The 18,222-nt window shown below is 49.8% G+C and carries 24 protein-coding genes and 1 pseudogene; 8 read left to right on the top strand and 17 right to left on the bottom strand.

The features are described 5' to 3' along the window. Position 1: 1 nt before the first annotated feature. A complete protein-coding gene (locus NF212_RS22115) occupies positions 2-991 on the bottom strand; it encodes a substrate-binding domain-containing protein (protein WP_434361089.1) in 990 nt (329 codons plus the stop codon). Between the two features lie 391 nt (positions 992-1,382). On the opposite strand from NF212_RS22115, the gene NF212_RS22110 reads away from it, so the two are divergent. Together NF212_RS22110 and NF212_RS22105 are read left to right on the top strand one after the other, a co-directional pair. Next, positions 1,383-2,393 carry a LacI family DNA-binding transcriptional regulator gene (locus tag NF212_RS22110; RefSeq protein ID WP_434361088.1) on the top strand — a complete coding sequence of 337 codons (1,011 nt, stop codon included), beginning with the start codon at positions 1,383-1,385 and terminating at the stop codon, positions 2,391-2,393. 700 nt (positions 2,394-3,093) lie between these two features. Continuing rightward, positions 3,094-3,282 (top strand): annotated as a pseudogene (locus tag NF212_RS22105) (IS110 family transposase); the annotation flags it as partial. Positions 3,283-3,469: 187 nt separating this feature from the next. On the opposite strand, the gene NF212_RS22100 reads toward NF212_RS22105, so the two are convergent. Genes NF212_RS22100 through NF212_RS22090 form a run of 3 tightly spaced genes read right to left on the bottom strand, consistent with a single transcriptional unit; the run spans position 3,470 to position 4,365 of the window. Beyond that, a complete protein-coding gene (locus NF212_RS22100) occupies positions 3,470-3,727 on the bottom strand; it encodes a bacteriocin immunity protein (RefSeq protein ID WP_434361087.1) in 258 nt (85 codons plus the stop codon). Position 3,728: 1 nt separating this feature from the next. Then, positions 3,729-4,010 (bottom strand): hypothetical protein, encoded by a 282-nt coding sequence (locus NF212_RS22095; protein ID WP_434361086.1) that lies wholly within the window; start codon positions 4,008-4,010, stop codon positions 3,729-3,731. Continuing rightward, the gene (locus NF212_RS22090; RefSeq protein ID WP_434361085.1) at positions 3,982-4,365 is read right to left on the bottom strand and encodes a hypothetical protein; all 384 of its coding nucleotides are present in this window, start codon (positions 4,363-4,365) and stop codon (positions 3,982-3,984) included. The genes NF212_RS22095 and NF212_RS22090 overlap by 29 nt, the downstream gene beginning before the upstream one ends. Positions 4,366-4,849: 484 nt before the next feature. Here NF212_RS22090 and NF212_RS22085 point away from each other — a divergent pair, with 484 nt between their 5' ends. The 6 genes from NF212_RS22085 (at position 4,850) to NF212_RS22060 (ending at position 10,175) form a co-directional block, all read left to right on the top strand. Beyond that, positions 4,850-5,542, top strand: a complete 693-nt coding sequence (locus NF212_RS22085; RefSeq protein WP_434361084.1) for a hypothetical protein — start codon at positions 4,850-4,852, stop codon at positions 5,540-5,542. Between the two features lie 7 nt (positions 5,543-5,549). Continuing rightward, a complete protein-coding gene (locus NF212_RS22080) occupies positions 5,550-6,026 on the top strand; it encodes a hypothetical protein (protein WP_434361083.1) in 477 nt (158 codons plus the stop codon). Positions 6,027-6,050: 24 nt separating this feature from the next. Next, positions 6,051-7,328, top strand: a complete 1,278-nt coding sequence (locus NF212_RS22075) for a hypothetical protein (protein ID WP_434361082.1) — start codon at positions 6,051-6,053, stop codon at positions 7,326-7,328. Positions 7,329-7,342: 14 nt separating this feature from the next. Next, on the top strand, positions 7,343-8,818 hold the full coding sequence (locus tag NF212_RS22070; RefSeq protein ID WP_434361081.1) for a DUF4892 domain-containing protein: 1,476 nt from the start codon (positions 7,343-7,345) through the stop codon (positions 8,816-8,818). 127 nt (positions 8,819-8,945) lie between these two features. Beyond that, the gene (locus tag NF212_RS22065; protein ID WP_434361080.1) at positions 8,946-9,236 is read left to right on the top strand and encodes a DUF1330 domain-containing protein; all 291 of its coding nucleotides are present in this window, start codon (positions 8,946-8,948) and stop codon (positions 9,234-9,236) included. 63 nt (positions 9,237-9,299) lie between these two features. Next, positions 9,300-10,175, top strand: coding sequence for an RES family NAD+ phosphorylase (locus NF212_RS22060; RefSeq protein WP_434361079.1), 876 nt, complete (start codon positions 9,300-9,302; stop codon positions 10,173-10,175). Here NF212_RS22060 and NF212_RS22055 read toward each other — a convergent pair. From NF212_RS22055 to NF212_RS21995, 13 genes are all read right to left on the bottom strand, one after another. Next, the gene (locus NF212_RS22055; RefSeq protein WP_434361078.1) at positions 10,164-10,601 is read right to left on the bottom strand and encodes a GNAT family N-acetyltransferase; all 438 of its coding nucleotides are present in this window, start codon (positions 10,599-10,601) and stop codon (positions 10,164-10,166) included. The genes NF212_RS22060 and NF212_RS22055 overlap by 12 nt on opposite strands. 14 nt (positions 10,602-10,615) lie before the next feature. Beyond that, on the bottom strand, positions 10,616-11,044 hold the full coding sequence (locus NF212_RS22050; RefSeq protein WP_434361077.1) for a VOC family protein: 429 nt from the start codon (positions 11,042-11,044) through the stop codon (positions 10,616-10,618). Positions 11,045-11,070: 26 nt separating this feature from the next. Continuing rightward, positions 11,071-11,685 (bottom strand): SGNH/GDSL hydrolase family protein, encoded by a 615-nt coding sequence (locus NF212_RS22045; RefSeq protein ID WP_434362960.1) that lies wholly within the window; start codon positions 11,683-11,685, stop codon positions 11,071-11,073. A gap of 34 nt (positions 11,686-11,719) precedes the next feature. Continuing rightward, positions 11,720-12,124: an NUDIX hydrolase gene (locus NF212_RS22040; protein ID WP_434361076.1), complete on the bottom strand. Its 405-nt coding sequence runs from the start codon at positions 12,122-12,124 to the stop codon at positions 11,720-11,722. 77 nt (positions 12,125-12,201) lie between these two features. Beyond that, the gene (locus NF212_RS22035) at positions 12,202-12,771 is read right to left on the bottom strand and encodes an MAPEG family protein (RefSeq protein WP_434361075.1); all 570 of its coding nucleotides are present in this window, start codon (positions 12,769-12,771) and stop codon (positions 12,202-12,204) included. Between the two features lie 45 nt (positions 12,772-12,816). Beyond that, positions 12,817-13,299, bottom strand: a complete 483-nt coding sequence (locus tag NF212_RS22030) for a GNAT family N-acetyltransferase (RefSeq protein WP_434361074.1) — start codon at positions 13,297-13,299, stop codon at positions 12,817-12,819. A gap of 19 nt (positions 13,300-13,318) precedes the next feature. Further along, positions 13,319-13,768 carry a GNAT family N-acetyltransferase gene (locus NF212_RS22025; RefSeq protein ID WP_434361073.1) on the bottom strand — a complete coding sequence of 150 codons (450 nt, stop codon included), beginning with the start codon at positions 13,766-13,768 and terminating at the stop codon, positions 13,319-13,321. 42 nt (positions 13,769-13,810) lie between these two features. Next, positions 13,811-14,170 carry a winged helix-turn-helix transcriptional regulator gene (locus tag NF212_RS22020; protein ID WP_434361072.1) on the bottom strand — a complete coding sequence of 120 codons (360 nt, stop codon included), beginning with the start codon at positions 14,168-14,170 and terminating at the stop codon, positions 13,811-13,813. Between the two features lie 358 nt (positions 14,171-14,528). Then, positions 14,529-15,536, bottom strand: a complete 1,008-nt coding sequence (locus NF212_RS22015) for a phage late control D family protein (RefSeq protein ID WP_434361071.1) — start codon at positions 15,534-15,536, stop codon at positions 14,529-14,531. Continuing rightward, on the bottom strand, positions 15,527-15,730 hold the full coding sequence (locus tag NF212_RS22010; protein ID WP_434361070.1) for a tail protein X: 204 nt from the start codon (positions 15,728-15,730) through the stop codon (positions 15,527-15,529). The genes NF212_RS22015 and NF212_RS22010 overlap by 10 nt, the downstream gene beginning before the upstream one ends. Beyond that, the gene (locus NF212_RS22005) at positions 15,727-16,167 is read right to left on the bottom strand and encodes a phage tail protein (protein WP_434361069.1); all 441 of its coding nucleotides are present in this window, start codon (positions 16,165-16,167) and stop codon (positions 15,727-15,729) included. Before NF212_RS22005 ends, NF212_RS22010 begins: the two co-directional genes overlap by 4 nt. Further along, a complete protein-coding gene (locus NF212_RS22000; RefSeq protein WP_434361068.1) occupies positions 16,164-18,116 on the bottom strand; it encodes a tape measure protein in 1,953 nt (650 codons plus the stop codon). Before NF212_RS22000 ends, NF212_RS22005 begins: the two co-directional genes overlap by 4 nt. After that, positions 18,109-18,210: a GpE family phage tail protein gene (locus NF212_RS21995; protein WP_434362959.1), complete on the bottom strand. Its 102-nt coding sequence runs from the start codon at positions 18,208-18,210 to the stop codon at positions 18,109-18,111. Before NF212_RS21995 ends, NF212_RS22000 begins: the two co-directional genes overlap by 8 nt. Positions 18,211-18,222: the final 12 nt, after the last annotated feature.

The following is an 18,222-nucleotide window of genomic DNA, read 5'->3' as shown; positions in this document are numbered from 1 at the left end:
CTTACAGCCCCATGGCAGCCAGATCGTCAACGGTGTTTTTGTTGAGCTCAACCAACTGGTCGACAATCAGGTTGGTGGAACCGGCTTCCGGGTTCACTTCACCAAGCCCAGGGACAGTGGTGCCCGGCTTGATTTCTTCACCCTTGAGCAGCATGTCGCCAATGGTTACAAACACCTTGCCAGCTTCCATCGGGTTCCACATAAAGCCGCCGGTCAATACGCCGGAATGAACCAGTTTGCGACCCTGGCCTGGGGAAAACGGCCCGAGCACCAGAATGTCACCCACTTTGCGGCGTTCCTGTACAGCTCGCGCCGCCCCGATAGGGCCTTGGCTTCCGAAAGCAAGGAAACCTTTGAGATCCGGGTTGGCCGACATTAAATCCAGCGCCGTCGTACGGCTGTCATCCACACTTTCGGCGACGCCGTAGCGGTCACCAATAAGCTCCATATCCGGGTGGTTGGCTTTGATGTATTCGATGGCGGCATCGGCCCAGGCGTTATGGAGGGGAACGGTCAGTGAGCCGACAAACACAGCATATTTGCCCTGGCCACCGAGCTTGTCAGCCAGCATTTTGCCGTAGGCATCACCAAAGCCTTTGACGGACGCCAGTTCAAAATTCCAATCTACATTTTTCTGAGCAGGAGACTCATGGGTCACAACCTTGATGCCCTGTGCCCTGGCCTTTGCCAGTACCGGCTCAAGCACTTCAGCGTCATTTGGCACCACGCCAATGACATCCACGCCCTGTGCAATCAGGTCTTCAATGGCACGCACTTGCAGCGCAGGGTCTGCACTGGTTGGCCCAATCATAAATGCGTTCATGCCTAGCGCGTCGCCCTGCTGTTTAATGCCTGCTTCCATGGCATTGAACCAAGGGATACCGCCAATTTTTACCACCACACCCATGGAGGGTTTGTCGGCCGCAAACGCTGCTGTGGCAGACAGAACTGAAAATACGAGTGCGCTAAAGAGTGTCAGCAACTTTTTCATACCAGAATCCTTCTATTGAACAGACATTACGGCCTGTCTCTGATCTCGATGTTGCAGGTCCAAATTCGGCGAAACTGCGTCACTGCAATTCCGGAAACTTTCTCTGTCCAGAGAAAGCACAATCGATGTAGCAAAATGAGAAAAGCAAATCCCGTCGGCTTTCCCTGCCTCGGTTTTACATTCAATCCAAACCGAGGAAGATGTTTCCGGCGGTGTGCTTCAAAAGTTGCACAATCGATAGAGCAAATTCTGGTTTATAATGAATCTGTTTAGTTGTTCCAAAATTGATACAGTTATCAATTTGTGAATCCGGAAAATCTAACCCAATAAATTTAAAAGAATTATTTTTCACAAATTTGGATATGCGCCTTGCGGCACAAACAGGATTGGAATGAAGAAAGCGGATAAAAAAACCACGATTTATGATCTCGCCAAAGCGTTAGGCACATCGCCGTCGACGGTCAGTGCCGCACTTAATGGCACGTGGAAATCGCGTCGGATTTCCGAGAAAAAGGCGCTGCAAATCCAGGATGCCGCCCGCGAGCAAGGCTATTACATCAACATGCAGGCAAGAGGGCTGCGAAGCGCCAAATCCGGGATGGTCGGCATGCTGGTACCCCAGCACAACAGCCGGTTCTTTGCCTCCATGGCACAGGAGTTCGACCACTGCGCCAAAGCCCGAAACCTCTGCCCTGTCGTTATCGCCACCGAGCGTGAAACAGCGGATGAGCTTAAAACCGTTGAAACGTTGATCTCGTTTTCCGTAGATGCCCTGTTTACTGCCGGTGCAACCAACCCGGATGCCATCAGTCACCTTTGCCAGCAGGCTGCGATTCCCCATATCAATATCGACTTGCCCGGCACAAAAGCCCCTTCTGTCATTACCGACAACTACAGCGGAGCAACCCGGCTGGTCACGGCGTTGCACCAACGCGCGGCAAAAGCCGGCCTACACGGCGATGGCATTATTTTTATTGGCGGTAACCCCCAGGACTACGCAACAAGTGAACGGATCCGGGGTTTTCACGATGCCATCAAAGACCTGTTTACCGGCGATTGCCCGGTTTATGCCGAAGGCTACCTGCCTGAACAAGCCAGGGAAACCGCCAACCGGGTGTTCAGCAGCTTAGCCAAGCCCCCCTCAGCCCTGTTTATCAACTCAGTTACCGTATTCGAGGGGATCATCCAATATATGCAAGAACACCGGGATCACCCGCTTCAACACACCGCGATCGGCTGCTTCGACTATCACCCATTCTTGGCGTACATGCCGTTTGAAGTTGTAATGGTGAAGCAGAATGTTGAAGAAATGGTGCGCACCGCGTTTGAGATATGGGAAAGTGACCGCCCAGCCAACACCCTGGTTCGTATAGAGCCGGAGTTGGTGGGGGTTGGGGGATGATAGTGCCCCTTAACGGCAAGTTATAAAGGGAATTGACAACGGCTGCGATACGATTTTATTGAATTCGTTTTCTGGTTTGATCTAATTGAATAGTCTGTACCTCTTAACTGCTGAAGTTATTTTGGGACAGGAATTAGTTAGACCTTATGCTCTAAAGCTTCCACTTCGGATAACTTCAGATTGGGGAAAACAAAGTAGGCGACTTTGCTGTTCGAGAGAATTGGCTGCTGACGCAGCCAGAGAGAATGCTAGTGCTTATTGACAGGAGAAGGCTCATATGTGTTAGTTGCTACAAGCCAAATGTTCCAAGAATTAATAACACAACCAACGCAAAGATAATGAAGCTTGAAAAGTAGTATAAAATCCCATGAAATGTTCCCCCACCACCTTTGCTAAATGCTACATGTTTTGTCATCGGGCATTCATAAGTTTTCGCTATGTGCCTATAAGCAACGAAGTACCAAATCGACGTTAAAGGCCAAAGAACGATTAGCAGTCCACGCCCATTCTCTTTATCAGTTAACGCAGACGAAACAAAGGGTAGCAACAAAATGAGGAGATAAATCATAGCCTTTTTTCGTAGCTTTCTTGTTCTTTGGTTATCGTTCATAAACACCCAAATGTAACTAACGAATTACATGGATTCCCCCTCACGAGGATTTGCCACACTTAGGTGTTGCATTAAATACCGGAGGTAACCATGTCTTCTCAATTCTTTTGTGGTGTTGATCTCGCCAAGCACCACTTTTCTCTGCACGCGGTTGATGACCGCGGAAAGGTCATTCTTCACAAATCCGTTTCACGCGCTAAATTGCTGACTACATTAGCAAATATGCCAGCCATGCGTATAGGTATCAAAGCGTGCTCTGGGGCGCATTATTGGGCCAGATAATTCACAAAATTAGTTCATGGTATAGACAACGAGATGTTCTCTGACTCCATCGGTTCCAGTTAGCAATTAGGAAAATTTGACCAAATAATGATGCAGAGACGCAAGGACTAGGCGTTAGCTAGCTTACTTTGGGGCATAATCGTGCCAGAACAAATCGGCCTGGCACGATAGATAGAACGTTTATTTAGCTGTCTTTGAAGCAAGGTAAGCCCTCTGAGGCTCTCCATTCCTTCACTATACGAACGATATTCTCAGGGGTGCCATCTTCTTCTGCTTCAGGGTAGTAAATAAGGTCAGAGCCGTCTGGGTGCTCACTGATTTCTTCAAAGTGCTCGATAAGTACATCAAGGAGATCGTCAGTTTCTGCTACGTTTTCTAAAAATATTTGTTCTAGCAGGGCCAAAAATTCTGCTTCAGTGTAATCCGATATCGAGTTTTTCATTTCATCCTGCTTTGTGTATGTCTATGTGATTTTTGGGAGTGTTAACTCTTACGTTGTCGAGATCGTAAACTTTACCACCATGCTGAATTTCCTCTACGTGGTGTAATTCATACGATGTTCTTTTACCTGCTTTATCTTTTTTCCTTACTTTCGGCGCTTTACCTACTATTATGCGTTTGTGATTTTGGGTACTAAACTGGTTTGAAAGTTGTTCATCTTTAGACACTTCAATCCAAAACGCTTCTCTGAATTTATCAAAGCTGGAGAACTCGCGCCCCCGCATTATTTGCCTCTGAGAACGAGACAAAATCATCGGTTTTCGTTGGTTTAGATGCACCAAAGCTAGGCTTTTTAGACAAGAACCGTTGCTTTACCTGGGATAAGGCTTGGTTAGTGATAGAAATTTGATTGCTGGTATTGGCGACTAACTTTCCATTTGAAGACGTGAAAAGAGGAACCGCTGAGGTATCAGAAAGTACAACGAGTTCACCACGCGCTAGGGATGATTTGAGCGATATACCGCTTGTGCCTGGTGGCAACATTCCTTCCAGCTCAGAATCGCTAAAACGCGAAATATTTCCTTCAATCCAGATGGCCTCCCCGCTGGATAAGCTATCCAATCTGACAATCTTTCCCATTCCTTGGTAAACCCAATATTAAAACACCAAGGTATGCGGCAAAAATCGTACCTCATATATCGCCTGATTTTTACTGGGCTTGCCCATTACCCCATTGAAGGCGAGCGATATTTCGCTCAGTCGCGAGCAAAATATCGCCAGAAGGGCAATAAATTGCTCGAAGAGCTTAGTCAGAATATATCGCAAACAGACAATCGACAGCATCGGGAGAATGCATGCTAGATCCTCTAGTTACGTATTTTTTAGGATTAAAAATTGTAAGGCCAGCTGGCACAGTGACATTCGAGAACCATGATTTTTCTGTGAAGGAATGGGGTAAAAACCACACAGACCCTCGCGACTAACACAATAAGAAACAAAACCATTAACTAAAACAGCCCCAACTAAAGTGCTACATGATCCAACCAATAAGACACCTTCCCTCTCGATCCTGTAACCCTGCAATATTATGGTGTTTTTTGATACGCAAACTTCAGGGATGTAGATGAAACCGCAGTACCACGATCTAAGCAGGCAAGCGCGATACCATTTGAAACAGGATGAAAATAGGCGGTATTACCTGGTAGGTGTTAACCAGAGACGTTTTACCATTTTCGGCCTGTTGTGCCTGATTCCGCTGACTGGTGCTGTGTTTATGTCGGTTATCTCCTGGCCGGATAGCAGCGGCGAACGCTATTTTTTCCTGGCTTCATCAGTCCTTCTCTCGATGTTCGCACTGCTTTTTCTATGCCGGCGCGAGCAGTTCATGTTTACGGGTGGCAAAGTAAACCACCTAGGCGGCTGGCTCAGGCTTTCCCAACTCAATGCCTGGCAACAGGAGAATTGCAGCTTGTCGATCTCTCCTGTTATCGGACACCCATCAGGTTGCTGGCTTGAGCTCAAAGCACATAGCAAAACCGTCTGGCGCGACGGTATAGGAACACCGGAGCAAACCATGGCGCTGGCGTGCTTTTTGGCAGATGAATCAGGAATACCCGCATTCGACGATGTCTCTGCCTGGCCTGAATCCATCCCTTTGGATTCACCAAGAGGCAAATCCCATACTTCTGCGCTGAGTGAAGCATCCGGACCCGCCTTTTATACCGAAGGGTCGATATGGCGTCTTGTATACGTATTCCCTGTCGCACTGTCGGTTAGTGCGCTTCTCTATCTATCAAGTACGTTGTTGCAGGGGTGAACGCAGAATGGAGACAGATAACAGAGCACAAATAAAAGACGGAACCATAAATCTTGGCGGCAGCGTTTTGCGGAAAGGTTTCGGCCTGTTTTTTCTTTTGGTTGCCGGCTATACCGCGTGGATTGGAATGGTCGATGGTATCCAAGGTGCAATGGCATGGGCCACGATAACCGGTTTTGGCTGGCATATGACATTTCTCCGCCACCATATTTCCGTCAGCCGACAGACAGGCACTGTGGTTCGCGAGATATCAAGTGTTTACCCGGTTTACCGGTTCGAAGCCAGGCTTGCTTCAATCCAAGGTTTTGCTGTTGCCCGGTCGATTTCAAGGCGAAACCAGCATGGAGGGAAGGTATACGAACTTGTCGCCATTTTTGATTCCGGAGAGCAGACGAAGCTGATGTCTGGCGACAACGCTACGCTAACCCGGTACGGTCAAAAGATTGCGGAAATGTCTGGCAAGCCCTTTTCAGCATCGCCTTAATACCACCCACACAAGGAACTGTGCATGCGTTATGTTTTATTTCCAACTTGTCGCCAGTGGTCTCGAAGCGCCGTTGTTTCCCTGCTTGCGGCTGCCCTGTCATTTTCGGCTCCTGCCCTTACCGGTATAGACAGGACGATGCAGGCACTTGGAAACTTTCAGGACAGTACACAGCCGTTACTTGAAAAGTCCCAAAACAATGTCCGCCAGTATCAGGTGCTGACAGAGCGTCTTGCCGGGCAATTGGATTCAACAGGCAGTGGGCTGGCGGCACTTCGTGTCGCCGGTATTGATACCCGCTCTAAGTTGGCTTTAAGTAATGCTTCCCTTGCAGAGAGCTATATCGGGAAATTCAGAGGTTTTCAGAATGAGGTAGACCATCAATCAGCCTGTTACCGGCCGGAAATGATTTCAGAATTCCGGGACCAAATTGACAAACTAAGAACGCTCACCGCCAAGATACTGACATTTAAAGCCATAACCGATGAAAACGAGGCCATTGCCGCCGTCGCTGAACTGGGGATGCATGGTGTGTTGGTCGCTCAGGTGCCGGGTACATTCCAGATGGGGAACTTGTGTTTTGTTGAAGATGCAGCTCCAGTTCTGGAAAAGCATTTTCAGGGAATGGACGAAAGTGAATTTCTCGAACTGGCTGAAAATGCTGCTGGTGACCATTTCATCAGCCCATCAGACGAGCAATATCTCAGCGAGCCGGTTGACCCGTTTTTTCCAGAAGATCAGATGTTCGAACCTAGTCCCGACGCTGTTTCCCCTCCAATCTCTGACATCGCCTTTACCGATCCACACATCGAGAAATGTGTAAACTCGGCAGCCAAGGCCAGCCTTGCCAAACAGGTTAATGACCTGACAGTGGTTAGTTGCGACTTTCCCGGTAATGCCACAATTCGCCTTGATGACCTCTCCCATTTTCCTTATCTCGAAATCATTACTCTAAGTGGTGCAGATCTGGCGTCTCTGGCTCCGCTTGGGGGTATGGCTGATCTGTCACAGCTTATGGTGAAAGACAGCACCATCAAGGCTTTTGGCGATCTTTCTTCGGTAACCGCCCATATGCTGTTTTCCAATGTTGAATCAAAGGACTGGGAGGCATTGGCCAGCTCTGGTGTTGAGTCAATCCAGATAGAAAAGACCGACAACTGCCGCAGCCTCTCCCCACTGCTCAATTCCCCAAATATCAGGGTAATGGGGCCAGAAATGGATACCAGTTCGATGATGAATTTCGAGTTAACAGAGACAACTAAACTGGTGGTAACAGATTGCAGCAAAGATAAGATGCACTAACGCGAGGAAACGGAATGAGATTGAAACAAAGGACAAAACACGCATTGAACCGCGCGTTAACCGTCTTGGTAGCAACGTTGCTTTTCGCTGGAGCATCGGGAGGAACAGCGACCGCTTCAGAGCTGTTCAGTGTATTGCCGGACGGAAAAAAAGTGGAAAAAAGCGAACGCCATTTTACTTATTTCCCCCTTATTACCGCCGTCAACAAAGGGAAAATCGACACAAACAGGATCGGCGGAAGATTAACTCGCGTCGCCTGGGAACTTCCTCCAAGTTACGAGCCTTTTCATGCGGTGAACAACTACAAGGCCCAGGTGGAGAAACTGGGTGGGGAAGTTCTGTTCCACTGTCAGGGTGAGCAGGAATGCGGGAGAGCCAAATCCATTATCGCAACCCTCCAGCCCAAAGATACGATCTCTAAATCCGGCCCCACTGTCTTTACCGCCCGTATCACATCAGAAGCTAAGACTTTATACATTTCTTTGTATTCGGCGAAGTTCAAAAAACGCACCGGGTTGCAATTTGACATACTGGAAGCAATGCCTGAACCCTTGGATTTGGTTTCAGTCGACAAAGCGTACCTGGATAAACCGGCTGCCCCCATGACGTTTAAAGACATGAGTACAAAAGACCTGAAAGGCAGTAAAGACCACCCGATGGTCAAGCGGTTGCCCGGTGCAAGGATCAATAAATATATCCATCACGGTTATGGCCAAGGCTTGTTGATGACCGGGGTCTCTAAAGGAAAACACCAAATCGTGACCGTCGATGGAAAAATAACGGATATCGGTTATGAATTGCCAAGGCAATATTCAGAATACGAGGCATTTGCCAACTATCAGGCGGCATTGAACAAGCTCGGGTTTGTCCCGCGTTTTCGCTGCCAAGGCAGCCAATGCGGTAATGATGATCGCCTGGAAAAGGCACTCAAGACGCTGGTTCACATAGGCTTTGAAGAAAACCAATACTATGGGCTTTATCACCTGGAACGCCCTGAAGGTAACATCCATGCAATGGTTTACGTTATCGGATTTCCGGGTAGTTTGTGGGCCGAGTTGCGCATTATTGAAGAAACAGAAGTGAACGATGACCGGCTGGTGATTGACCTGGAGGGGCTGAACGACAACATTGCCCAAAGCGGGCATGTGGCATTGGACGGTTTGCTGTTTGAGTATGACAGTGACCGGATTTTGACCGAGTCTGAAGCAGTTCTCACTACCCTTGCAGAGTATCTGAAAGCAAACCCTGACTGGCAGTTTTACGTGGTTGGCCACACAGACGACAAAGGCGCCCAGTCTTATAATGAAAAGCTTGCAAAAAAACGTGCAAAGGCCGTAGTCACCGTGCTAACTAAACAGTTTGGTATCCCGAAAAAGCAGCTGATGGCCCAAGGCGTAGGTGAGCACTCGCCTGTTGCCAACAACCAGAATGAGGATGGCCGTAAGCAGAACCGACGGGTAGAACTGGTGTTAAGGTCAGATAATAAATAGATAAAAACCTGGAAGTGCCGCCTTCTATACGAGGTAAGGCACTTTCCCCAATCTGAAACACCAACACCATTAATATCAGTGCAAACTGGCACTTAACCTTGGAAAACCTGAATAAAAGGAAGCCATTATGCCCGTATTGAATTTTTCCTATGCGAAAATCAAGGATGCCGGTAAGTTCCACGACTATGTGGCTAAAGCTGCTGTGCTGTTAAAAGAGGCCAATGCCGAAGTTTTGGTCCGCGCCAACTTTGCAGAAACGCTGAGGGGAAATGAGCAACAACCCCATATTGCAGCAGTGTTCCGCTTTTCAGATATGCAGGCTGCCAAAGGATTTTACGAGACAGAAGCCTATCAGGAAATTCTGGCGCTAAGGGATGAAGCCTGCGATATGTCAGTCCATCTTTATGAAGAAAAATAGCAGGACTTTCCATGCAGTCTGAGCCAGCGGCTTACCCTTTGCAACCAAGAGCCTGAAACCACGATGTCAAAGCCAAAAGATGCCGAGATCAGGAAAAAGCTTGGCGTTGCCGACAGCGTCCCGGTGCTTCGACACGCTCCCACCCAGGAGGAAATCTCTTCCAAAGGATTTCTGGAGCGCATGTCCGAGTGTTTTGGGGTTAAGGGGTGGATGTGGAAAGACTGGAAAGGCCGTTTACTGGCAATTATCTTTCTTCCCCCGGCAATAGCCAGCCCAATCAATTATTGGTATCCAAAGCTGGAACTCGCCTACGAGTATTCTTCCCCTTACATACAAGCCGCCGGGGCAGCCATAGACGATTTTTCTGCCGACTTTATTGCCTTCAGCGACAGTTCTTCACCCTTTGATGGAACATGTGATGACTCAGGCCGGTTGATCCTCTGCCCCCAGCCTGTTTACAAGGGGCCAGAATTTTCTGGTGGGCTCATTCACCATGACAGGTTGCACCTGTACCGAATTGTCAAAACATCTTACGCTTCAGATCCGCTGGCTTCAGCCTCCCATTTGTTTAACGGTCGCTGGCACAGCGCAGGTTCACAGGTACTATATACCGCTACCGATATGGTGCAGGCAGTTGGAGAATTGATGAATGCAGTTCCTAACGAAATAAGAGACAGCGGACAGTTCAGCCTGATCGAAATGGTCGCAAGTGGCTCAGCCGCTTCAGTCCCGATAGAAGGTATTCCAGGAATTCTTGGCAACCCCCAGGATATGTCAGCAACCCGGAATATAGGTGACCGCTGGATATCAGCGCGGGAGTCACTGATGCTGTTTGTGCCTTCCATGCTGCAGCCTGAAAAAGTCAACGTCGTCCTTAACAGAGCCCATCCGGAGTTCTCAGGGGTGGAAGTCATCCGGGTTCAGCCGTTAACCGGCTAGTTCGTCTGCCTTTATGAGACTTTTCGACAGCACCATGTTTCGGTCGTAATCCTCACGCTTTTGCCACGCCAATTTCAGGTACAGGCCGGGCACATCAGTGTATACATAAATTTCAGTTGCGCCCGCAGCTTTGGCTTGGGCTTCCGCTTCTTGTATCAGCCGGGATGCAATACCCCGCCCCCGCCATCGGGGTGTGACCGCAAGTGCGTTAATCCAGAGCGCCATTTTTCCTGCATTTGGTAAAGGTTCAGGAATAGGATGGTAAGTAAAGGCCAATCCGCCAATCACGTCATTGTTATTCAGTGCGGCTATAGGATCAGGTGAACCATCGCTACGAAGCTCCACCTTCTCCCAGATATCCTCCAATACGTCTTTTATTTTGTCGACTTGGAAATGAGTAAGATCGGAGGTAACAAAAAACATCATGCGTTCCGCACCATCTACCCTATAACAAGGCTGCCATCCGGGTTGAACTCCCAGCAATCGCCATACGCTACTTCCCACAGGTAACCATCCGGGTCCGAGAAATAACCGCTGTATCCTCCCCAGAACACATCCTGTGCCGGTTTTACAATGTTGCCACCGGCTTTTTCAGCCAGTGCCAACACCTCATCAACCTGCTCTTTGCTCCGCGTATTGTGCGCCAGTGTGATGCCGGAAAAACCGGGGCGTGGCGGCCTTAGCTCGGGTGATACGTCATCTGCAAGTTTATCGAACGGGTACAAGGCAAGGCAGGTCCCTCCTGTCCGGAAAAATACAATTCCGTCTTCCGGGTTTCTTGACGTCGGGAATCCCAATGCCTGGTAAAAACGGGCTGTCTCTTCGAGGTTGCCCACTCCTAATGTGATAATGCTGATCCTTGGTTCCATTGTGATCACCTTTTGCTATTTTGCTACTACGACAGCAAATGGATAATTTGCGGTGCCAAAGCATTGGCAAGAATACGGTGTTCCCCGGCTTGCCAGTGGACTCCTTCATTCGGGCAGGATTTAACGACGCTACCTGCATCAAAGAAGACACAGCCCAATTGCTCTGCCTGAGCCCTGTAATGCTCTGCAAGCTGGAGGGACTTTTCTGCTGCCCCCCTGAATTTATCGTTAAACCCACCCACTTCCAGGACAGGCGGAGGGCAGACCAGCAAGACTTGTGGCACCTTTCCGGTAAAACGGGTTTTATAAGCTTGTATCTCTTCCACCAGTCTTCCCGCCCCTCGTGCAACTTCCCATGCGCTCAAATTGTAGTGCGCTTTGAGATCATTGGTGCCGAGAAGAAGCACCACCAGATCCGGCAGGTGAGATTCCAGGCAGGGAACCAGGTAGCGAAGGCCATTTCGTTCTCCTTCAAAGGGGTCATCATGTACCGTCGTCCTTCCCGGCTGGCCCTCTTCAATGATGTCAAACCCCTCAGGAAGCCGGGTTCTAAGCAGACCCGGCCAACGTTCGTCCGGGCCGTATCGACGGTTCCCGTTTGGTACAAACCCCCACGTATTTGAATCTCCGTAACACAGCACCGTTTTCAAACACTCAATCTCCCTGTTTTGCGTCCTAAATTCTCACTTTACCGGACATTACCAGTCTTCGGTATTCCCCTAACGCTGTTCGGTCTGCGGCTAGGTCTAACGGCACGTCTTCTATTCGGTGCCAAATTACTTCATCGGCTTCCAATACACGCAAATCACCCGCCCATGCACTGACGACATAATAATGGATCAACTGGAGTTCATCGGTGGGATGGTAGAGGGAGCAAAGGTAACCGAATGAAACAGGCTCTAAATCAAGCTCCTCTCTCAGTTCGCGAATCAGCGTTTGTTCCTGATTCTCTCCCGGCTCCATATGACCACCGGGAATGGCATTTAGACCGGGATCGTTTTTTTTTGCCATCGAACGCTTCTCAAGCAATACGCGCCCTTCTGAAACCAGTAAAAAAGATACACACTCATGTACTTCCATGTTTTTCCTCAGTATCCAGGTGCCACACAGGCGTAACGCCAATATCGCGAAGCACCATTCATCACGTTAACAGGAGGTTATACGAAAAAACTGAATAGCAGGTAACTTGCCATGCCATAAAGTGATAAGAGGTTGACGGTCATGAACAATCCCCGGATACCGTCCCGGCCTTTCAGAAAGCCATAGGTATGACCGAGCCTGCCGATACCAAAGCCTAAAAACCAGAAAACTGCCGCTAACAACGGAGGGGAAGAAAGTAAAAACAGTGGTGCGATAACAGCGAAGATCACTGTGTTTTCAGTCGCATTACGGTGGGTATTGTGGTTTCTCGCCAGTTCCTGAATACCATATGAGGATACAGATTCCGGGTTATCATCACTTGCGGCCCACTCTTCCGGGGTAGCATGCAGGCCATAACGGGCTCTCACCAACTCTGTGGTCGTCATTAAAACAGAGTGATTCACGGCTAACATTACAGCAGCCAGAGAAGCAGCTACAAATACCGGCTTGACCGGAAGAGCAGCAATAAACGGATCTACACCAAACACAAAAATATTCAGCAATACAGATATCAGCAGGACACCAAACGGGTACCCTACAATAACTTTTAATGCATTCCCACGCTCAAACGTCTTTTCGTTATTCATAGAACCAATCCTTGGTATTTAATTCAGAAATCCCTGATTTTCGGTCTAAAGTACTTTTTCCAATGTCAATTTAGTCCAGCGTTGCCCATCAAAAAAATAACCACCCGGCTGACGGGCTATTTCAGTAAACCCCAACGAGAGATAACACCGCAAAGCTGGATGATTTGATTCAAATACATGGAGGGAGACTTTTTTTGCCCCAAGTTTAACCGCATGGTCGACGGCCATTTGGAGCATCTTCGTTGCCAGTCCCTTGCCCCGAAAATCAGGAGTGATAAATACCCGACATATTCGGTATGAGATGGGGTTAACCTGAAACAGTTCAATAAAGCCGGCAGGCTTGTCTTCATATACCAGCAGAAAGGGAATGACCCCATCCAATGCAATGTGATCTGTTATTTGCTCCACGGTCAACGGAAACCGGTAAGATGCCCCTCCCCAAACAAAGTTCAGTAACTCAGAGTCTATCCACTTTACCAGCAACGGATAGCGGGATTCGGTAAAAGGTTTGAGTCTCAGCGCGTCCATGCTTCCTCTTATTTTTCTATTAGCATTCCAACACCATGACCGGCAACATCCGGCCTGGAGGGATAGAAGGCTGCCAACCGATTCGTACTGCACCCATTTTGCGGTAAAACCCTTCTGCATTAGGCTCTGCAACAATCTTCAGACGGGTAATGCCGGATTGCCGCATATACGCCACCACAAACTCCATCATTTTACGGCCCAGCCCCATTCCCATCTGATCAGGAAGAACCCACAAATCGTCCAGCTCCGCTTCCGGGGTATCGGTTCCGGACAGAGATACGACCCCGACTATGGATTGGTTGGTACGCATCACCCAAAATTGAGATGTCCTCATTCTCATGGGGTCGACCAACATGTCCTGCAACCACATCGCGATAAGTTCTTCACTGTATCCCCAGTGGCGTTTGGCAGCCAGAATCACCTCGTTGATGCTGTCAATATCTGCTTCCATCGCCGGTTCTAATCGCATTTCATTCACTCTATTATCTGGCTGCCTTTACACCCAAATGGATCAGATATCATTTTCATCACACCAGTCTTTGAGGGTTTTCAACACACAAAGTGCTGACCTGCCAAAGTCGGTTATTTCATAGGAAACCGCTATCGGTCTGGTGCTGATTACCTCCCTTACCACCAGCCCCTGGCCTTCCATCTCTTTCAGGCGTTGATCGACCATCTTTTTGCTGGCACCGCCTAACTGGCGGCAAAGCTCATTAAATCGAACTGGTCCATCCTTGAGGTGCCACAGGATAGACCCTTTCCATTTCCCGCCGATTAACCGCATACCCCGTTCAATTGCACACGGCTCCAGGCAGGGTCCGCCATCGCTTCCCAGCGGTTGCATGTCCTCTTCACATTCTACAATGCCCATCGGTCCCCACACCTGTTGCGAAATTCAGACTGGCAAATAAAGCCAGATGGTTACTAAAAGTATACTGGTTGACGTTTTATACCGCCAACCCCATAGTAACTACGCCACAAATTCAGGCACGGAATACAAACACAGGGACAACCAAAAAAACTAAAAAGTCTCCGGAGCAACGCAATGAAGATACTGATTCTCAATGGCTTGCAATACTAATATTTGTTTTAATTTTCAAATAGTTAAAATTGAAAAACACCTATTTTTGACACACCAGCGAACGATTTTTTTGTTCTTTTAATTCAGGATGTTACGTGGAGTTTTGGAGGGGATTTCTACCTTCCAAAGGTGACTTTCATTCCAAAAACTATCTAATTTCACCCTGTTTTTGGACCCCGTACACCTGGGTAACAAAACCATCCCCGGACAGCTGGTGCACCACCTCTTCAATCACCCATTCCCCATCGACACCATCCCGGATCCCCGTCAGTATCATCCCCTGTTCTGCCGCCAATGCGGGATACCCCAGCAAGGTGAGTTCCACTAGCCTTTCACCGCGAGCAAATGCAGCCAGCTGGGCCTTGGCGGACAACCATGCTTCTTGCTTGTTTTTATGTAGTGCCCGGATGGTGAATACCGGCTTCCCCTGGCCTTCCATCACGGTTTGCTCCTTAGCCGTCGCGGTGTCCTGGTAACGGGCTCTGACCGCCGCATACCGCTCACGTTGAACCGCGCTGCAACGCCAAATAAGCAAATCCTGCTTCGTAAAAGTGTCAAAAGGCATTGCCTGCCCGCTTGCCGAGCGTGCCTGCCCCCTTTTGGCAATGATCAGGTACCCGTTTACCGGTTTCGCCACCGCATCCAGTTTTCGCCCGAGCCGGGTCAAGAGTTGCAAGTCACTCTCATTACTTTGGTGCACGACACTGTAACCCGTGGATTCGAACTCCTTACCCAATACAGGGATGAGGCCATGCTCTGCCGCGATGGTACTAAGGAGGGTTTGCAGGCGGTATGGGGAGGGTGGAATACCTGAATGTTGCCAGGTGCGTGTTTTCGGGATTTTCAGCCCTTTGTTCATATCTGCTGCTTTGCCCCTGACAACCATGACACTTGGCGGACCCTGACACTCCACTTCATCAATGACATACTTCCCTTTATCCGCCACGCCCGTTTCCAGATACCCCAGCGAAACCGAAATTTCAGCACCCAGAGGAGGGAATGCAAGGTTCTCCCCGGCATCATCCAGCATCAGCTCTACATTGTCAGACGAAATCCCAGCACGATCTTCAACCGTCAATGCCAGCAGCCGTTCCCTCAGTTTCGAGGTGATGTCCTTGCCATTAACTTCGATCCGATAAGCAGGTGTCAGTCCCATAACTGCACCCTAACAGGCTCAGTTGGGAGCGTCGGTACCGGCAGTTCAATCATCAGCCCTGCAGGCAACACCGGTCCCAAACCTGCCAACCCCGGATTGGCCTCAAGAACCTGCTCGACCAAACCTGGCTGGGAGCCCAGGTGCCGCCAAATAACCGCATCAAGCACATCACCCTGAACCGTCAGTGCTTTCATGACACCCCCTTTGCCTGGGCCAAGGATGTGATAGTCAAATCATTCACTTCCTGATTTCGCCCTGCGTCCTGTTTTCGAAGTCTCAGGGAGAAACGAATTTTTGCCGGTGTACCATCCCTGTCAAATGTCCGTTGCGTTTCCTGGACTCGCTCAATCACCCAGCGGCCCAGCACTTTCCCATTCCCTTCAATAAGCATCAAGGGAACCCCCAGGCCTGCTTGAGCCCGCATCGCATTTAACTGCCCGAGACCACCTCGGTAATGCGGATATAACACACCATCCAAGGATAAAGTGTCATCACCTGGCCCGAGAAACTGAAGGGCTGGTTGTGTCCCGATAACATCCTGTTTTTCCCAACGATACCCGGTATCCCGGGATATCCTTTCGTACGCGACGGTATCGACACTGAACCGGTAGCCACCTAGCATCATCATCATGGCAATGCCTGCTCCTGGTAATCAAACAACGCCCCACGTTGCCGCACACTCTCCCGCTTCGCCTGAATACGCATTTGTTCTTGGACTATTCGCCTTCCCAACGCCTCCCCGTCTTCACCAGGCTGTTGCGTCACATGGATAGTGCTGTTGAGCTGCATCGGCGGTGTCGGTGCTACTGGTGAAGGAGCCTTGCTATCACTGCCAAACGCCCAGTCCATGGCGACGGAGACACTTTCCCCCGCTTTGCCAAGGACATCCCCTATACCGCGCCCCAACGATGTGGCGGCCTCCGTCACAGCACCAAGGTTATTTTTCACCCAGGTGATCCCCTCGATGTAAAGGGAAAGGGGGGTAAGTGCCAACTGCAGACCAGACGCGAGCCATTCTCCAAACTGCTTGCCGGCAGCCGCCGCTTTCCCAAGCTCCGCCGTTGTAGCTGACACCGGCATAAAAAGACCACCAAGCTTTTTCACGGCCCAACTGACCGCCTCACCAATCACAGAGAGCATAGGGGCAAGCGGCGAGAGCATGGCTTTCACCGGTTCAATACCGGTTTGCAATCCTGCCACCACTCCCTCCCCGAACGCGCGTATCTGAGCCCAGTATTTGTAAATCACACCCACAGCCACGGTTATTGCGGTGACAAGCAGCCCGACTGGCGTGACCGCAAATACCCATCTCAACAATGAACCGGCCCGGATAAGCACGCCCAGTTTGGTCGCCAAATACATGACACCGCCTTTGGTCAGTAACGCAGCCTGGTAACCAAACACCGCCATTGCTTTTGCAGACAGCGCCAGTGACAAGACGAACCGCCCTGCCATCAGTGCCGACAGACCAATTAACAAGGGGCGCCAGCCACCGAGCATGTCTGCAATCTGGCTCGCCACATGGATAACCTTGCGGCTGGCTGACACAAAGGTTTGTCCGAACACCCAAAGTCCCTCGATGACACGAACCAACTGTGTGGCCAAGGCATCTGCATAAGTCTGCAACTTCCCGCTATCCGCCAGTGCGTTTATGGTTGCCAGCACCTCTGCAAGCCGGCTTTTCATCAGCGCAAACACCCCCGATGACATCACCATACCGGCAAACCGGGTCCACTGGTCGGCCAAGTTTGACAGCATGCCTCCCCAGGTCCGGGACAGTCTGTCCATCGCCCCGTCGTACTTATCATTAAAAATGCCAACGAGAGCTTGTCGGATAGCTTGTCGATCATTCTTGTCAACCGATAGAAATTGCTGGCGACCTGCCTTGTCCGTGAATTCGTAGGTTATGGTCTCGCCTGTAGTGCTTCCCTTGATGCCGAATTCTTTCAGGCGTTCATTTTCCCCCGTAACCGCATCCGCAATCGCTTCTACGGCCTGTGTGAGATCTTTACCCATGGCCGACGAAGTATCTCCCAGGGTTTTCAACAACCCATCGGTGGGATCCAATCCATATGCACGCAACTTAACGAAGGCTTCATTAACCTCCGCTAGTTCATAAGGGGTTTTCGTTGCGAAATCGCTGACCCATTGCATCGCCTGCCGGGCTTTTTCGCTGCTGCCTTCGGTGGTTTCAAGGATGGTCTGGAAGGTTTCAAACTGGGCAGCGGTATCAACAAACTGGCTTTTGAACCCAAAAAGTCCGATACCAGCAACCACCGTGAGTTTTGCCCCGAGCATGGCGGCTTCACGCGCAGCATGTCGAAGCTGGTTGGTGAGGCTTCCAACCTGACTCCGTAAACGGGCATAGGATTCAATCACCCTTTTTTGCCTAGCCAGTAGTCGGTTGGACGTAGCAAGTTGGCCACGAAGCGCGCGCTGGCGCTCACTGAACGACTGCACTGCTTTGCCTGCGCTCTGAAAAAGGTCAGAAAGGCGTTCGGTTACCCGATGTATCTTGCGAATTGGTGCGGTCAATCTGTCGACCGCTTTGAGCACAACCGAGACGGCCAAATCAGCCATACATGCTCCCTGCTCTTAACCGCGCTTCACGGTGCCAACGCCGGATGTCTTTAAGCTCAAGCTCCCAAAGATCAGAAGGAGGCCAATGAAACACCGCCGCCAGGTC

It is taken from the genome of Parasalinivibrio latis (assembly GCF_036825535.1).
Classification (GTDB): Bacteria; Pseudomonadota; Gammaproteobacteria; order Enterobacterales; family Vibrionaceae; genus Parasalinivibrio; species Parasalinivibrio latis.
This window is presented reverse-complemented; position numbering and strand designations above follow the sequence as displayed.

What these genes read in the sequence shown, in the direction of transcription:
- NF212_RS22115 (WP_434361089.1), bottom strand. Translation starts at nt 991, where the DNA reads ATGAAAAAGTTGCTGACACTCTTTAGCGCACTCGTATTTTCAGTTCTG.
- NF212_RS22110 (WP_434361088.1), top strand. Translation starts at nt 1,383, where the DNA reads ATGAAGAAAGCGGATAAAAAAACCACGATTTATGATCTCGCCAAAGCG.
- NF212_RS22100 (WP_434361087.1), bottom strand. Translation starts at nt 3,727, where the DNA reads ATGAAAAACTCGATATCGGATTACACTGAAGCAGAATTTTTGGCCCTG.
- NF212_RS22095 (WP_434361086.1), bottom strand. Translation starts at nt 4,010, where the DNA reads ATGCGGGGGCGCGAGTTCTCCAGCTTTGATAAATTCAGAGAAGCGTTT.
- NF212_RS22090 (WP_434361085.1), bottom strand. Translation starts at nt 4,365, where the DNA reads ATGGGAAAGATTGTCAGATTGGATAGCTTATCCAGCGGGGAGGCCATC.
- NF212_RS22085 (WP_434361084.1), top strand. Translation starts at nt 4,850, where the DNA reads ATGAAACCGCAGTACCACGATCTAAGCAGGCAAGCGCGATACCATTTG.
- NF212_RS22080 (WP_434361083.1), top strand. Translation starts at nt 5,550, where the DNA reads ATGGAGACAGATAACAGAGCACAAATAAAAGACGGAACCATAAATCTT.
- NF212_RS22075 (WP_434361082.1), top strand. Translation starts at nt 6,051, where the DNA reads ATGCGTTATGTTTTATTTCCAACTTGTCGCCAGTGGTCTCGAAGCGCC.
- NF212_RS22070 (WP_434361081.1), top strand. Translation starts at nt 7,343, where the DNA reads ATGAGATTGAAACAAAGGACAAAACACGCATTGAACCGCGCGTTAACC.
- NF212_RS22065 (WP_434361080.1), top strand. Translation starts at nt 8,946, where the DNA reads ATGCCCGTATTGAATTTTTCCTATGCGAAAATCAAGGATGCCGGTAAG.
- NF212_RS22060 (WP_434361079.1), top strand. Translation starts at nt 9,300, where the DNA reads ATGTCAAAGCCAAAAGATGCCGAGATCAGGAAAAAGCTTGGCGTTGCC.
- NF212_RS22055 (WP_434361078.1), bottom strand. Translation starts at nt 10,601, where the DNA reads ATGATGTTTTTTGTTACCTCCGATCTTACTCATTTCCAAGTCGACAAA.
- NF212_RS22050 (WP_434361077.1), bottom strand. Translation starts at nt 11,044, where the DNA reads ATGGAACCAAGGATCAGCATTATCACATTAGGAGTGGGCAACCTCGAA.
- NF212_RS22040 (WP_434361076.1), bottom strand. Translation starts at nt 12,124, where the DNA reads ATGGAAGTACATGAGTGTGTATCTTTTTTACTGGTTTCAGAAGGGCGC.
- NF212_RS22035 (WP_434361075.1), bottom strand. Translation starts at nt 12,771, where the DNA reads ATGAATAACGAAAAGACGTTTGAGCGTGGGAATGCATTAAAAGTTATT.
- NF212_RS22030 (WP_434361074.1), bottom strand. Translation starts at nt 13,299, where the DNA reads ATGGACGCGCTGAGACTCAAACCTTTTACCGAATCCCGCTATCCGTTG.
- NF212_RS22025 (WP_434361073.1), bottom strand. Translation starts at nt 13,768, where the DNA reads ATGCGATTAGAACCGGCGATGGAAGCAGATATTGACAGCATCAACGAG.
- NF212_RS22020 (WP_434361072.1), bottom strand. Translation starts at nt 14,170, where the DNA reads ATGGGCATTGTAGAATGTGAAGAGGACATGCAACCGCTGGGAAGCGAT.
- NF212_RS22015 (WP_434361071.1), bottom strand. Translation starts at nt 15,536, where the DNA reads ATGGGACTGACACCTGCTTATCGGATCGAAGTTAATGGCAAGGACATC.
- NF212_RS22010 (WP_434361070.1), bottom strand. Translation starts at nt 15,730, where the DNA reads ATGAAAGCACTGACGGTTCAGGGTGATGTGCTTGATGCGGTTATTTGG.
- NF212_RS22005 (WP_434361069.1), bottom strand. Translation starts at nt 16,167, where the DNA reads ATGATGATGATGCTAGGTGGCTACCGGTTCAGTGTCGATACCGTCGCG.
- NF212_RS22000 (WP_434361068.1), bottom strand. Translation starts at nt 18,116, where the DNA reads ATGGCTGATTTGGCCGTCTCGGTTGTGCTCAAAGCGGTCGACAGATTG.